General features: G+C 67.5%; 11 protein-coding genes. 3 read left to right on the top strand and 8 right to left on the bottom strand.

Features of this window, described 5'->3' with window-relative positions; all coding sequences use genetic code 11:
- Positions 1-60 precede the first annotated feature (60 nt).
- Positions 61-1911, bottom strand: a complete 1851-nt coding sequence (locus tag RM543_RS13700; protein ID WP_311692566.1) for a cation:proton antiporter — start codon at positions 1909-1911, stop codon at positions 61-63.
- A 109-nt stretch (positions 1912-2020) separates the two neighbouring features.
- Positions 2021-3160, bottom strand: a complete 1140-nt coding sequence (locus RM543_RS13695; protein ID WP_311692564.1) for a deoxyguanosinetriphosphate triphosphohydrolase — start codon at positions 3158-3160, stop codon at positions 2021-2023.
- Between the two features lie 73 nt (positions 3161-3233).
- Here RM543_RS13695 and RM543_RS13690 point away from each other — a divergent pair, with 73 nt between their 5' ends.
- Positions 3234-3557: a HesB/IscA family protein gene (locus RM543_RS13690; RefSeq protein WP_116083939.1), complete on the top strand. Its 324-nt coding sequence runs from the start codon at positions 3234-3236 to the stop codon at positions 3555-3557.
- 33 nt (positions 3558-3590) lie between these two features.
- On the opposite strand, the gene trpE is transcribed toward RM543_RS13690, so the two are convergent.
- The 4 genes from trpE to sciP form a co-directional block, all read right to left on the bottom strand.
- Positions 3591-5108: an anthranilate synthase component I gene (gene trpE / locus RM543_RS13685; protein ID WP_311692561.1), complete on the bottom strand. Its 1518-nt coding sequence runs from the start codon at positions 5106-5108 to the stop codon at positions 3591-3593.
- On the bottom strand, positions 5108-6949 hold the full coding sequence (locus RM543_RS13680; protein ID WP_311692559.1) for a peptidylprolyl isomerase: 1842 nt from the start codon (positions 6947-6949) through the stop codon (positions 5108-5110). The genes trpE and RM543_RS13680 overlap by 1 nt, the downstream gene beginning before the upstream one ends.
- 146 nt (positions 6950-7095) lie before the next feature.
- Complete coding sequence (gene ctrA, locus RM543_RS13675; RefSeq protein ID WP_311692557.1) at positions 7096-7812, bottom strand: response regulator transcription factor CtrA; 717 nt, start codon at positions 7810-7812, stop codon at positions 7096-7098.
- A 106-nt stretch (positions 7813-7918) separates the two neighbouring features.
- Positions 7919-8233 carry a CtrA inhibitor SciP gene (gene sciP, locus RM543_RS13670; RefSeq protein WP_311692555.1) on the bottom strand — a complete coding sequence of 105 codons (315 nt, stop codon included), beginning with the start codon at positions 8231-8233 and terminating at the stop codon, positions 7919-7921.
- A 144-nt stretch (positions 8234-8377) separates the two neighbouring features.
- Between sciP and mnmA the strand changes: the two genes are divergently transcribed.
- Positions 8378-9523: a tRNA 2-thiouridine(34) synthase MnmA gene (gene mnmA / locus RM543_RS13665; protein WP_311692553.1), complete on the top strand. Its 1146-nt coding sequence runs from the start codon at positions 8378-8380 to the stop codon at positions 9521-9523.
- Positions 9524-9661: 138 nt separating this feature from the next.
- On the opposite strand, the gene mfd is transcribed toward mnmA, so the two are convergent.
- A complete protein-coding gene (gene mfd, locus RM543_RS13660; protein WP_311692551.1) occupies positions 9662-13165 on the bottom strand; it encodes a transcription-repair coupling factor in 3504 nt (1167 codons plus the stop codon).
- 61 nt (positions 13166-13226) lie between these two features.
- A complete protein-coding gene (locus tag RM543_RS13655) occupies positions 13227-13745 on the bottom strand; it encodes a component of SufBCD complex (RefSeq protein WP_311692549.1) in 519 nt (172 codons plus the stop codon).
- A 155-nt stretch (positions 13746-13900) separates the two neighbouring features.
- Here RM543_RS13655 and hemB point away from each other — a divergent pair, with 155 nt between their 5' ends.
- Complete coding sequence (gene hemB, locus RM543_RS13650) at positions 13901-14902, top strand: porphobilinogen synthase (protein WP_311693364.1); 1002 nt, start codon at positions 13901-13903, stop codon at positions 14900-14902.
- Positions 14903-14960: the final 58 nt, after the last annotated feature.

Here is a 14960-nt window from a genome sequence, read left to right as displayed (position 1 = left end):
ATCCGATGGGACCAAGTGAGACGAGGGCGGCCCCGGGATCGGCCCGCCCTGCTCCCGCGTCTACTCGGCCGCCTCGGACGTATCCGAATCGTTCTGCGGCGTCTCCTCCTCCGGTGGCACGAGCGCCACGAGGCGTGTGCCCTCAGGCGAGCGGAACTCGTCCTCGGGCCCGGTGAGGATCCGCAGATCGCCGCCCGGCATGATCCGGGCAAGGGGAATGCCGCCCGGATAATAGGCTGACCAGTCGTCCAACGTGAATTCCTCCGTCAGGCGCGTGACGCGGAAACTCCACCCCTCAGCGATCAGGGCGTTGACCTCGGTATAGGTCCGCCCCCCGGCGATGGTCTGCCCCCCGAGCGTCGCGGGAAGCGCGTGGCGACTGCTTTCCTGCTTCACGCGGCGGAGCTGGAAGATGAACTCCCGCCCCAGCTCTGGCCCCATGTCGGTGGTGACGAGGGTGTTGTAGGCGTCGTTGTCCGTCGCCGCGATCCAGATGCCGTAGCTGGCGATCTCGACCGAGTATTCGGCGCTTTCGGAGAGGATGTCCCCGAAAAAGGTCGGCAGTCCAGCGGCGCGGGCGCCCCGCAGGCGGGCGCGGTTCGGGTCGGCAATGAGAACCGGCACGTCCGCCTTCTTCAGCGCCTCGGCGAACCCCACGGAGAAGGCAGAGCCGCCGATCAGCGCGACGCCCACGGTCTCGCCGCCAGCGAGCCCGAGCCAGCGCGCGACGGGGCGCAACGTGAAGCCGTGGAGCACCACGGTCGCGGCGACGAGGGCAAAGGCGAGCGGACCGATCCGCGCGCCGTCCTCGAATCCGAGCTCCGACAGCCGTTCGCCGAAGAGCCCCGCGACCGCCACCAGGACCACGCCCCGCGGACCGGTGAAGGCGACGAGGAGCCTCTCCTTCATCGGGATCGGTGTCTTCAGCAGCGACACCAGGACCGTGAGCGGACGCGCGACGAAGATCACCACGGCGATCAGGGCCGCCGCACGCCAGTCCAGAAGCGCGAGGGCCGAAAATTCGAGATTCGCGGCCAGGAGGATGAAGACACCCGAGACGAGCAGGATCGTCGCATGCTCCTTGAACCGCCGCATCTCTGTGTAGCTGGCGAGGTTCGCATTCGCGACCACCACGCCCATCACCGTCACCGCCAGAAGGCCGCTTTCGTGCAGGATGAAGTCGGACAATCCGAAGGCGACGAGCAGGAAGGCGAAGAGCACCGGGACCTTCATGAACTCGGGCACGAACCCGCGCTTGAAGGCGAAGGCGAGGATCCAGCCGGTCATGGCCCCGAGGATGCAGGCCACGCCGATGCCGAAGGCAAGGTCCCATGCCGCCACGCCGAAGCTCTCCGCCGTGTCGAGAACGACGACCAGTTCCAGTGCGAGCACGGCCGCGAGCGCGCCGATCGGATCGTTGACGATGGCTTCCCATTGCAGGAGTTGCGCCGGGCGCCGTGCAAGTCGGGCCGTCCGCAGAAGGGGCGCGATCACGGTCGGCCCCGTCACGATCATGATCCCGCCGAAGACCGAGGCCGCCGCCCAGCCGAGGCCGGCGACATAGTGCAGCGCGAGCGCGGAGAGCAGCCATCCGAGCGGCGCGCCGATCACGACGAGCCGCCGGACGCCGAGCGCAGCATCCCGCAGCGAATGGATGTTCAGCGTCAGACCGCCCTCGAAGAGGATGATGGCGACGGCGATGGCCACCATGGGCTGCATCAGCGGCCCGATATCCCGCTCCGGGTCGAACACGCCGAAGACCGGCCCGATGAGCAGGCCGGCGAGCAGCATCAGCACGATTGCCGGGAGGCGCAGGCGCCACGCGATCCACTGAGCTCCGACCCCGAGCGCGCCCACCAGGGCAAAGGCCATGATCGGCGCCATCGCCGCCTCTGATAACGTTCCCTGCATTCTGCCCCGATCCTGCGACTGTCTTCTGACCATTCGTCCTAGCGCAGAGTGGCCGTGCGATACAGGGCGTTCGTCCGGCCATGGCCAGCCGGACGGACCCCGAGGGACGCTAGCCCGCCTGCCGCTCGTGTTCCTGCAAGGCGAAACGGTCGGTCATCCCCGCGATATAGTCGGCGACGAGGCGCGCCCGCGCCGCGGGGGCTGTGTCCCCCTCCCGAAGGCCCGCGCGCCATTCGATCGGCAGGAGCGTGGGATCGTCCAGGAAGCGCGGGAAAAGATCCTCGATCACCCGCGTCACCCGCTCCCGTTCGCGCATGACGGAGGGCGCGCGGTACATCCGGGTGAAGAGGAAGGCGCGGATCTCGTCGATCCGGGCGCGCATCTCGTCGGAGAACACGATCACGGGGCGGCCCGCATGGCGCACGTCCACCACGCTTTGCGGATCCACCTCGGCGAGACGGGCGCGGGAGGTCTCGATCAGGTCCGTCACCATCATTCCGAAGACCCGGCGCAGGGCCTCGTTCCTCCGCCGCGCCACGGGAAGCCCCGGCCAGCGCGAATCGACCTCGTCATAAGCCGGCGCGACGAGCGGCAGGGCCGCCAGCTCGGCGTCGGTGAACAGCCCGGCGCGGAGGCCGTCCTGCAGGTCGTGGTTGTTGTAGGCGACATCATCGGACAACGCCGCAACCTGTGCCTCGGCGCTCGCATGGGTCTCGAGTTCGAGCGGATGAATCGCATCGTACTCGGCCAGCGCCATCGGCAAGGGGGGCAGTACGGGACCGTTGTGCTTGGCGATCCCCTCCAGCGTCTCCCAGGTCAGGTTCAGCCCGTCGAACTCCGCGTAGTGGCATTCGAGCCGGGTCACGATCCTGATCGCCTGCGCGTTGTGATCGAAACCGCCATAGGGCGCCATGAGCGCCGCCAGCGCATCCTCCCCGGTATGCCCGAACGGCGTGTGACCGAGATCGTGAGCGAGGGCGACCGCTTCGGTCAGCTCCCCGTTCAGACCGAGCGCACCGGCGATCGTACGCGCGACCTGGGCGACCTCGATCGAATGCGTGAGCCGCGTGCGGAAGTGATCGCCCTCATGCTCGACGAAGACCTGGGTCTTGTGTTTCAGCCGCCGGAACGCGCTGGAATGGATGATCCGGTCCCGATCTCTCTGGAAACAGGAGCGATGCGCGCTCCCTCCTTCGTCGTGGAGCCGCCCGCGGCTGTCGCCCGGACGGGATGCGTATGGCTGCAGCATGTCCCTGCCTTGTTGCCTTGTCCCGCCCGCCATATATTCGAAGCCTTACGGGAATGCGAACGGAGCCCGAGATATGTCACTCACCCTGCCGCCCAAGGTCACAGACCGCACCTTTGCCCGCCTCGCGGAGATCTCAGCGGCCCCGCAGGCCCTCCGCGTGGCCGTGGAAGGAGGCGGCTGTTCCGGATTCCAGTACGAGATCACCCTCGATTCGCCGGACGACGGGGACTTGGTGCTGGAAAAGGATGGCCAGAAGGTAGTGGTGGACGAGGTGTCCCTGCCCTTCCTCGAAAACGCCGTGATCGACTTCACCGAGGAATTGATCGGCGCACGGTTCACCGTGGAGAACCCCAACGCCACGTCCAGTTGCGGCTGCGGCACGTCCTTCGCGATGTAACGGCGCCCGGGCGCCCGGGCACCGCCGGGCGCGTCAGCCGTTACCGCGCCCGGCGAACCGGCCCGCATTCTCCGCCGCGGCGCGGATGGCGCGGGACTTGTTGACGGTTTCCTGGAATTCGGCCTCGGGATCGCTATCCCACACCACCCCGCCGCCGGCCTGGATATAGAGCTTGCGATCCTTCAGGACGGCCGTGCGCAGGGCGATGCAAAAATCCATGTCGCCGTCCGAACTGAAATAGCCGATGCCGCCGCCATAGATGCCGCGTTTCTCGGGCTCGAGCTCGTCGATGATTTCCATCGCCCGCACCTTCGGCGCACCCGAGACCGTTCCCGCGGGCAAGCCGGCGAGGAGCGCGGACAGCGCGTCATGCTCCTGCGACAGTTCGCCGACCACGTTCGAAACGATGTGCATGACGTGGGAATAGCGTTCGATGAGGAACTCCTCCGTCGGCCGCACCGTCCCGATCTTCGCGACCCGGCCGACATCGTTGCGCCCCAGGTCGAGCAGCATCAGGTGCTCCGCCATCTCCTTCTCGTCGCCCAGGAGATCGGCCTCGAGCGCCCGGTCTTCCGCCTCGTCCGCGCCGCGTGGACGCGTCCCCGCGATGGGGCGGATCGTGACCTCGCCCTCCCGGACGCGCACCAGGATCTCGGGGCTCGCGCCGACGACGTGGAAGCCGCCGAAATCGAAGTAGAACATGAACGGCGACGGGTTCGTCCGCCGCAGCGCGCGATAGAGCGCAAAGGGCGGCAGCTCGAAGCTCTGCGTCCAGCGCTGTGAGGGAACGACCTGGAAGATGTCCCCGGAGCGGATGTACTCCCTGCCCTTGCGAACCGCGTCCTTGTAGGCCTCCGGGGTGAAATTGGACACCGGCGCCCCGGGCTCCCGAGCGCTTTCCCCGAGGCTCCGCGCCTCGCCTGCCATGCCGCTCTCGATGGCATGGACCGCGTCCGTCACCCGCTCCGCGGCCTGCGCATAGGCCGCCTTCGCGCTCAGTCCGGAGCCGGCCCAGGCCGGCGCCACGACCATCACCTCACCCTTCACGCCATCTAGGACGGCTACGACGGACGGCCGCATGAGCAGCGCGTCGGGCACTCCGATCGGGTCCGGATTGACGTTCGGCAGGCGCTCGACCAGGCGCACCATGTCATAGCCGAGATAGCCGAACAGCCCGGCCGAGGCCGCCGGAAGCTCGGCTGGCAGGACGATCCGGCTCTCCTCGAGAAGCGCGCGGAGCGAGGTGAGGGGATCCGCCGTCTCCGGCTCGAAGGCATCCCGCTCGTAACGGGCCTGGCGATTGATCGAGGCGGACGTCCCGTCGCAGCGCCAGACCAGATCGGGCTTCATTCCGATCATCGAATACCGCCCGCGCACCTCGCCGCCGGTCACGGATTCCAGCACGAAGCTGTCCGGCCTCTCCGACGCCAGCTTCATCATCAGCGAGACGGGCGTGTCGAGATCGGCCGCAAGTCGCGTCCAGACGACCTGGTTCCGCCCCGCCGAAAAGCCTTCGGCGAAGGTTGCGGGATCCGGGAAGAGCTTCGCCATCAGCGGAAAAGCTGAGAGTTCACGGCGTTGATCGCGGCATCGTTGTAGGAGATGCCCGCAGAATCGGTGAGCGCACGGCCGTAGAGCTGGTACACGTCCGCGGCGAGGCTCTGCGCCGTTTGCGCCGTGAGCGCGTTGCGGAAGTTGGTCATCCGCTCGTCGTCCTCCGCTGGCGGCGCTATCGCGGTCACGCGCAGCAGGAACACGTCCGTCTCGCCCTCCACGATGCGCGTGTCACCCTCCTCCATCTCGAACGCCGCCTCGATCATCGCCTCGGGGGTGTCGGCGATGAAGGTATCGCGGGTGACGAGATCCGCCGAGCCGGTCTCGGAGCCGTCGTCGCCGAACTGACCGCCGACATCGAGCTGCGCCACGGCCCGCTCCGCCTCCTCGCGCAGGAGATCCCGCGTTGCGGCGCGCTCCCACCCGGCAATGACCTGGGGCTTCACGTCGGCCAGGGGCGGCACGCGGGGCGGCAGCTCCTCGTCGAGGCGCATCGCGTAGATCCCGCCATCCTCGAGCACGTCTATGCTGGCGTAATCCTCGGCGGTGAGGGACCGGGCGGCCTCGCGGACCTCGGTGTAGCTCGCGAGCGGATCTTCAGAGCCCTCGCGGATCTCGCCGCGGCCCGCTTCGAGCGGCGTCTCGGCGGCGAGGTCCTCGACGGTGGCGCCGCCGGCGAGCGCGTCCTCCGCGTCGATCGCGAGCGCTTCGATCTGACGGCGCGCGCGCTCGAGGCGCAGATCGCGCGCAAGATCGTCCCGCGCCTCCTCGAAGGTCACGGTCGTCGCGGCGAGAATGCCGTTCATCCGGTAGAGCGCCGGGCCGAACTGGGAGGGAAGCGGACCGACGAGGCCAGGCTCCTCCAGCGCGAATACCTCGGCACCGGCGGCGCCGAGATCGCTCTCGGCCACATCGCCGAGATCGACGTCATCCATGCCAAGGCCGCGGCCCTCGACCACGTCCTCGAAACTCAGATCGCCGTTCTCGATGGCCGCGCGGGCTTCGCTTGCCTGATCCTCGTTATCGAAGATCAAACGTTCGACGAGGCGCCGTTCGGCCTGCGTGAACTCATCCGAGCGCTCGTCGTAGATTTGCCGGAGGGCGTCCTCGTCCACCTCGATCTGCGGGGCGAGCATGTCCGGGGTCAGCCACGCGTAGGACACAAGCTTGGCCGCCGGAATGGTGAAGTCGTCCGAGTTCTCGTCGTAATAGGCCTGCAATTCCTCGTCCGACGGCTCCGGCAGCGGCTCGATCAGGGACTCGGCCGTATAGCGGGCGAACTCGAAGCTGCGTCGCTCGCCGTAGAACTGCATCAGGACGTCGATCAGCCGGGCAGGCGCATCGACACCGCCGGCAACGGAGGCCTGCAGGATCGAGCGGGCGGTCTCGTCCCGGATGTCGGCTTCGAACTCGGAGGTCGTGAAGCCGGTCTGCTGCAGGGCGAAGGTATAGGCGTCACTGCTGAAATCGCCGTCCAGGCCCTGGAAGGACTCGATCTGCGCGATCTGATCGGCCACCCGCTCGTCACCCACCGAGAGGCCGATCCGGTCCGCCTCGTTGTCGAGCGCGGCATTGGCGATGAGCCGGCCCTGAACCTGGGCCGGGATGCCCCGCTGCGAGGCTTCGGCCAGCGTCAGCTGCTGACCCTGCGCCTGGACCGATTGCCGGAGGTTGCGCGCGTAGTCCTGTGCGCTGATGTCCCGGTCCCCCACCGTGGCGACGGAGGAGGTGCTCCCGCCGAAATTGGTCACACCATATCCGCCCAGACCGACCACGAGCGCGATCAGCACCAGCCAGACGAGAACATTTCCAACCTGCTTGCCAGCGCCCTTGGCCATTGACCGCTCCTGCTGTCTTTGAAGTCCGTCCGTGTCTATGCGCGGCGCGTGCGCGGAGCAAGGGCTGGACTAAAGCAGACAAGAGAGCCGCCGCGGGATGACGGTACGGGATGACGGTGCGGACATCCCTGATCCCGCGGCGTCGATCAGGCGCGGAGCGCGATCGGATCCGGGGCAAGCGCAACGGGTTCGGGATCACGCAGGACGTAGCCGCGACCCCAGACCGTCTCGATGTAGCTCTCGCCGCCGGTCGCCTGCCCGAGCTTCTTGCGCAGCTTGCAGATGAAGACGTCGATGATCTTCAGCTCCGGCTCATCCATGCCGCCGTAAAGATGGTTGAGGAACATCTCCTTCGTGAGCGTGGTCCCCTTCCGGAGCGAGAGCAGCTCCAGCATCTGGTATTCCTTGCCGGTCAGGTGGACGGGCTTGCCGTCCGTCTCCACGGTCTTGGCATCCAGATTGACCGAGATCTTGCCGGTATGGATCACCGACTGCGAATGCCCCTTCGAGCGGCGCACGATGGCGTGAATGCGGGCGATGAGCTCATCCCTGTGGAAGGGCTTCACCATGTAGTCGTCCGCCCCGAAGCCGAAGCCCCTCAGCTTGCTGTCGGTATCGTCCATGCCGGACAGGATCAGGATCGGCGTGTCGATCCGCGCCATGCGCACCTTCTTCAGCACGTCATGGCCCGTCATGTCCGGCAGGTTCAGATCGAGAAGGATCAGGTCGTAATCATAGAGCTTCGCAAGATCCACGCCTTCCTCGCCGAGATCGGTGGCGTAGACGTTCAGGTTGGCATGCAACAGCATCATCTCGATGCTCTTCGTGGTGGCAGGATCGTCTTCGATAAGCAGGATACGCATACGTTCGTCCCTATTTGTTCCCCCGGCGACGACTGGAACCATGTCGCCAAAAGATTAATCGCCCGTTACCATACTCAAGATAGGAGATTACACCTTAGGGTTGTATTCAGGGCTGTCCAGTTCCTTCTCGCTCCGGATCGGTTCGGCGATCCCTGTAGCGTTTCAGCGCCGTCGTCCTTAGGGCAGCCTCGCCATGGGTCTCGACCGCGCGGGACCAACTCTCGAGCTCCTCCCCGGACAGCCCGTAGCGCTCGCAGGCGCCTTCGGCCGTGATCAGGCCATGACGTACCGCGCGCACGACGGCGGCCTTGCGGCTGGCCACCCACCGGCGCGTGCCCGTCTCGGGCAGATCGGCCCGCGTCATCATCGTTCCGTCGGGGAGCTTCACCGCCCTCGGGCCGTCCACCTTCTTGATAAACATCGCACGCACCTCCATTCTTCTCGCGAAGCGGAAGATGCCTCTTGCGACTTAAAGGCCGGTTTCGGCGCGACCTTGAGATGCCTACAATTTTCCTGTAGCCGGCCGTCTTTCTCGTCGCATCACGGGCCTTTGGAGGACCGCGTCATGGCACTGGACACGACCACCGGACTGAATTCCCTCGGATTTGCCAAGCCGCCCTCGCAGACGCGGGTCGTCGTGGCGATGTCGGGAGGCGTGGACAGCTCCGTCGTCGCGGCCGAGCTTGCAGCCGAGGGCTACGACGTCGTCGGCGTGACGCTCCAACTCTACGATCATGGTGCGGCGCTTGCGAAGAAGGGCGCCTGCTGTGCCGGGCGGGACATCCACGATGCCCGCCGCGTGGCGGAGAGCATGGGCTTTCCGCACTACGTCCTCGATTACGAGAACCGCTTCCGCGAGGCCGTCATCGACGAATTCGCCGACAGCTATCTCGGCGGCGCGACGCCTGTGCCCTGCATCCGCTGCAACGAGCGTGTGAAGTTCCGGGACCTGCTCGAGACGGCGAAGGATTTGGACGCCGACTGCATGGCGACGGGCCACTACATCCGCCGCGAAGACGGCCCGGCGAAAGCGGAGCTGCACATGGCCGCGGACCCGGCGCGGGACCAGTCCTACTTTCTGTTCTCCACCAAGCAGGAACAGCTCGACTACCTGCGCTTCCCGCTCGGCGGGCTCGTCTCCAAGGCGGAGACGCGGGCCCTCGCCGCGAAGCATGGCCTGCCGGTGGCGGACAAGCCCGACAGTCAGGACATCTGCTTCGTTCCGAACGGCGATTACGCCTCCGTCATCGAGAAGCTGCGCCCCGGCGCTGGCGAGCCGGGCGATATCGTGGACATGGAGGGCCGCGTGGTCGGATCCCATGAGGGCGTCATCCGGTACACGATCGGCCAGCGGCGCGGGCTCGGGATCGGCGGTCTGAGCGATCCGCTCTACGTCGTGAAGCTGGATCCGGACGCGCGTCGCGTGGTCGTCGGGCCGAAATCGGCGCTGGCCACCCGGACGGTCCCGGTGCGTGAGATCAACTGGCTCGGCGACGAGCCGTTCGAGTCGCGGGATGCCTGGGAGGTCTCTGTACGCGTGCGCTCCACGCGGATGCCGGCGGAGGCCATCCTACGACCGACGGGCCCCGATACCGCCGAAGTCGAGCTCGTCCAGGCCGAGGAAGGCGTCTCGCCGGGTCAGGCCTGCGTCTTCTACGAAACGGGCGGCACACGCGTCTTCGGCGGCGGCTGGATCTGGCGCGGAAAGTAAGCGGCCGCGCCCGCGCGATAACGGCAAGGGCGCGCCCCGGACGGCCCGGCTCCGGGGCGGCGCCTGCTGTGAAGGCCGGGACGATCCATCACATGCGAGAGCCTGCGTGACGTGACGCCCCCCGCATCGGCCGGCGGATCAGGAGCAGCCCTGCCCCGCCTTCGCCTTCTCACCCTTGTTCTGCTCGGCCAGCTTCGCCTTTGCGGCAAGGTCCTGGGCGATCGAGAACGCGCCCTTGATCTTGTCCGAGGCGCGGGCCCAGTCGCGGCGGACCACGATCTTGTTGTCCTTGATCTTCGCCTGACCATCCTGGGCCTGTACGAACGCAACGAGGCCCTGCGGATTGGCGAACTTGTCGTTGTGGAAGGTGACGGTCACGCCCTTGGGACCGGCGTCGAGCTTGGCGATGCCGGCCTTCTTGCACTCGGCCTTGATCCGCACGACGAGCAGGAGCGTGTTCACCTCCTTCGGCAGCTTGCCGAAGCGGTCGATCAGTTCGGCGGCGAACCCTTCCAGTTCCACCTTGGTCTCGAGGCCGGAGAGGCGACGATAGAGGCCGAGGCGCACGTCGAGATCCGGGACGTAAGCCTCCGGGATCAGGACCGGCACGCCGAGGTTGATCTGCGGCGCCCATTGTTCCTCGGCATCCGTCAGTCCCTCGAGTTCGCCGGAGCGGATCTTGGCGATCGCGTCCTCCAGCATCGACTGGTAAAGCTCGTAGCCGACCTCGCGGATATGCCCCGACTGCTCCTCACCGATGAGGTTGCCGGCGCCCCTGATGTCGAGATCCTGGCTCGCGAGCGTGAAGCCCGCCCCGAGGCTGTCGAGGCTTCCGAGAACCCGCAGGCGCTTCTCGGCGGACTGGGTCAGCTTCACCCGCGGCTTGGTCGTCAGATAGGCGTAGGCGCGCGTCTTGGCCCGGCCGACGCGGCCCCTGATCTGGTAGAGCTGGGACAGGCCGAACATGTCCGCGCGATGGATGATCATCGTGTTGGCGGTCGGAATGTCGAGGCCGCTCTCGACGATGGTCGTCGCCAGGAGGACATCGAACTTGCCGTCGTAGAACGCGTTCATACGCTCATCCAGCTCGCCTGCCGCCATCTGGCCATTGGCAACGACGAAGGAGATCTCCGGCACCTGTTCGCGCAGGAACTCCTCCATCGCGGGAAGGTCGGCGATCCGGGGGACGACGAAGAAACTCTGGCCGCCGCGGTAATGCTCACGCAGGAGCGCCTCGCGCACCGTCACGGCGTCGAACTCCGAAACGTAGGTGCGGATCGCGAGGCGGTCGACGGGCGGCGTGCCGATGATCGACAAATCCCGCACGCCGGTGAGCGAGAGTTGCAGCGTGCGCGGGATCGGCGTCGCGGTGAGCGTCAGGACGTGGACGTCCGAGCGCATCTCCTTCAGCCGTTCCTTGTGCGACACGCCGAAATGCTGCTCCTCGTCGATCACGAGAAGGCCGAGGTCGCGGAACTTCACCTGCTTCGACAGGAGCGCATGGGTGCCGACGACGATATCCACCGTGCCGTCCTGGATGCCCTTGCGGGTCGCGCTCGCCTCCTTGGCGCTGACGAAGCGGGAGAGCTGCCGGACGTTCAGCGGGAAGCCCTTGAACCTTTCGGTGAAGGCACGGGCATGCTGCCGGGCCAGCAGCGTGGTCGGTGCGATGACGGCAACCTGCCGGCCGGACATGGCGGCGACGAACGCGGCGCGGAGGGCGACCTCCGTCTTGCCGAAGCCGACGTCGCCGCAGATCAGCCGGTCCATCGGGTGCCCGGCCTCCAGGTCCTCCAGGACGTCCGCGATGGCGGAGAGCTGATCGTCCGTCTCGTCATACGGGAAGCGTGCCGAGAACTCCTCCCAGGCATGATCCGGCGGCGACAGGACCGGCGCCTTGCGCAGCAACCGCTCCGCCGCGATCCGGATGAGACGGTCGGCGATCTTCCGGACCCGCTCCCTGAGGCGCGCCTTCTTCGACTGCCACGCGCCGCCGCCGAGCTTGTCGAGAAGGCCCTCCTCGTGGCCGTAGCGGCTCAGAAGCTCGATGTTCTCCACCGGCAGGTAGAGTCGCGCGCCCTCGGCGTATTCGAGGTGGATCATCTCGTGCGCCGCCCCGAGCGCCTCCACGACTTCCAGCCCCATGTACCGCCCGACGCCGTGGTCGACATGGACGATGAGGTCTCCGGGGCTCAGGCTCTGCGCCTCGGTGAGGAAATTCTCCGCCCGGCGCTTCTTCTTCGGCCGGCGGATCAGGCGATCGCCGAGGACGTCCTGCTCGGAGACGACGGTGACGCGCAGGTCCCCCGCCGGCCCCTCGAAGCCCGCTTCAAGGGCCCAGATCGCGAGATGCACCCCGCCCTTCGCATCGGGAACATCCCGCCAGTCGGCGATCTCGGACAGGCCCTGGAGGTCCTCGTCCTCCATCAGGCCCTTCAAACGGTCCCGCGCGCCCTCCGAGTAGGAGGCGATGACGACCGGCCCGTGCTTGCGCCGCTCCTCCACGTGGTCCTTGAGCGCCGCGAAGAGGGACAGCTTTTCCTGCTGGCGTTCGGGCGCGAAGTTCCGCCCGATCCGGCCGCCCGCATCGGTGACGCCGGCCCCCGTCGGCTGCGGCAGGGGAGACAGGCGCAGGAGGCGGTGCGGCTTCAGCGCCGCGCCCCAGGCCTCCTCGTCGAGATAGAGAAGCTCCGGCGCCGCGGGCTTGTAGGGGACGGAGCCGCCGGCGCGATCCTTCACCTTCATCGCCTCACGGCGGCTGTCATAGGCGTCGTCCACCTGCTCCCAGCGCGAGAGGTGCGCGGGCGTCATCTGGTCGTCCAGCATCACGGCCGCATCCGGAAGATAGTCGAACAGCGTCTCCAGGTGGTCGTGGAAGAACGGCAGCCAATGCTCGATCCCGGCATGTTTGCGCCCGGCCGACACCGCCTCGTAGAGCGGATCGTCCGTGCCCGCGGCGCCGAACTCGCTGCGGTAGGCCTGCCGGAACCGCCGGATCGCCGGCTCGTCCAGGATTACCTCGGACACGGGGGCGAGTTCCACGCGGGTCAGCTTCTCGGTCGTGCGCTGGGTCGCGGGATCGAACCGTCGGGCTCCGTCGAGCGTGTCCCCGAAGAGGTCGAGCCGCACCGGGCCGCCCTCGCCCGGCGGATAGATGTCGATGATGCCGCCGCGGATCGCGTAATCGCCCGGTTCCATCACCGTGGGCGCCTGGGAAAACCCCATCCGCACGAGGAAACCGCGCAGCGCCTCCTCGTCCACCCGGTGATCCACGTCGGCGGTGAAGGACGATTCCCGAAGGACATCCCGCGCGGGCACCCTCTGGGCGGCGGCGTTGAGCGTCGTCAGCAGCACGAACGGCCCCGGCATTCCCTGGACGAGCGCCGCCAGCGTCGCCATGCGCGTGGCGGAGACGGCGGGGTTCGGGGAGACCCGGTCGTAGGGCAGACAATCCCAGGCGGGAAAGTCGAGGATGACGACGTTCGGCGCGAAGAAGGCGAGCGCGGCGCGCATCGCCGCGAGCCGGGCGGCATCGCGGGCGACGTGGATGACGGCGCGCCCGGCATCGATCTCGCGCTTCAGAAGAAGTGCGTCGAACCCTTCGGGGGCGCCGGAGACGGTGATATGATCGGGGGAGGCCATAGGGCGGGTCAGGTATCCACCCCGGCGGCATTGTCAACTCGCCAATGCACCGCGGTGCCCCTCAGAACGGATGCAGACCGAGATTGTAGGCCATGCCCCAGAAGGCCGAGACGAAGATCGCGGCCATCCCGATCCCTTGCGTGACAAGACGGTGGCGGTGCAGCCGGCGGTAGAGATCGGCGCCGTCCGCCTTCCGGATGCCCCTCGCGCAGCGGATCGAGAGCCATGCGACGAGGGTAAGCGGAACGGCCAGGAGATCGACGGCCTGCGCAAATTCCATGCCGTAGACGAAGCCCAGGAGAGTGAGCGTCGTCAGAAGGAAGCAGGCGATCGCAAGGAGCCCCGCCCCGGCGGTCTCGGCGATATGAAGCAGGCGGTTCACGTTCACGCGAACGAGGTCGTGCAGATCCTCCTCCGCCGCGCCGCCCTGCCTCTTGGCGCGGAGCACCATGTCCCACGGAACGCCGAGCACGAAGTGACTGGCCGAGGACCAGACCACGGCGAGCATGATCCAGTACCACAGGTTGGAGAACGACCGCAGGTCGATGAGTCCGCTGACGGTTTCGTACCAGGAGAGCACAGCGCCCGCTTCTGTCTTGTCTTGCTCGGTTCGGCGGACCCTAGCCTTGCTCGCCGCGAAGCGAAACCCATGCCGGACACTTGAGGTGGACGCCCCGCCGTGGCACCTGCCGCCGGGAGTACCGCCCCGCCCGCAGCGGCTTCGAGAGGTTCGACATGCACAGCTCCGCCCCCTTCCCCATCGGCCGCCCGCGCCGCCTGCGACGCTCCGCCGCCCTGCGCGGTCTCGTGCGCGAAAACGTCCTGACGGCGGACGACCTGATCTGGCCGGTCTTCGTGCGCGAGGGGCCGGCGGAGCTGATGGAGGAGATCCCGTCCATGCCCGGCGTCTTCCGCCGCTCGGTGGAGGGCATCGCGGACGCCGCGCGCGAGGCGGCGGAGCTCGGGATCCCGGCGATCTGCCTCTTTCCCTACACCGAGGACGAGAAGAAGACCGCCGCGTGCGAGGAGGCCTGGAACCCCGAGAACCTGACCTGCAGCGCGATCCGGGCGGCGAAGGCGGCGGCGCCCGAGGTGGCCGTGATGACCGATATCGCCCTCGATCCCTACAACGCGCACGGCCATGACGGCATCGTGAAGAACGGGGAGGTGCTGAACGACGAAACCGTCGAGGCGCTGGTCCGGATGGCGCTGGTGCAGGCCGAGGCGGGCGCCGACATCCTCGGCCCCTCGGACATGATGGACGGCCGGATCGGAGCCATGCGCCATGCGCTCGAGGAGGCCGGGTACGGTCACCTTTCGATCATGTCCTACGCGGCCAAGATGGCCTCCGCCTTCTACGGGCCGTTCCGGGACGCCGTCGGCGCGTCCGGCGCCCTCAAGGGCGACAAGTCCACCTACCAGATCGACCCGGCGAACGGCGACGAGGCGATGCGCATGGTCGCCCGCGACCTGTCCGAGGGTGCCGACATGGTGATGGTGAAGCCCGGAATGCCCTATCTCGACCTCTGCCGCCGGGTCCGGGAGCGCTTCTCGGTGCCGACCTTCGCCTACCAGGTGTCCGGCGAATACGCGATGATCGAGGGCGCCGCGCGGGCCGGCTGGATCGACGGCGAGAAGGCGATGGCCGAGAGCCTGCTTGCCTTCAAACGGGCGGGATGCGACGGGATCCTCACCTATTTCGCCCCGCGCATCGCGCGCCGGCTAAAAGAGGTTTAAGCGGGGGGCCGCTGAAATGAGGCGCCCTATCACAAGATACAGATGACTTGGTGCCCCC

The sequence above is a fragment of the Tropicimonas omnivorans genome, assembly GCF_031846565.1.
Classification (GTDB): domain Bacteria; phylum Pseudomonadota; class Alphaproteobacteria; order Rhodobacterales; family Rhodobacteraceae; genus Tropicimonas_B; species Tropicimonas_B omnivorans.
The sequence above is the reverse complement of the archived record's forward strand: the minus strand, read 5'-3'. Positions and strand labels throughout refer to the sequence as shown.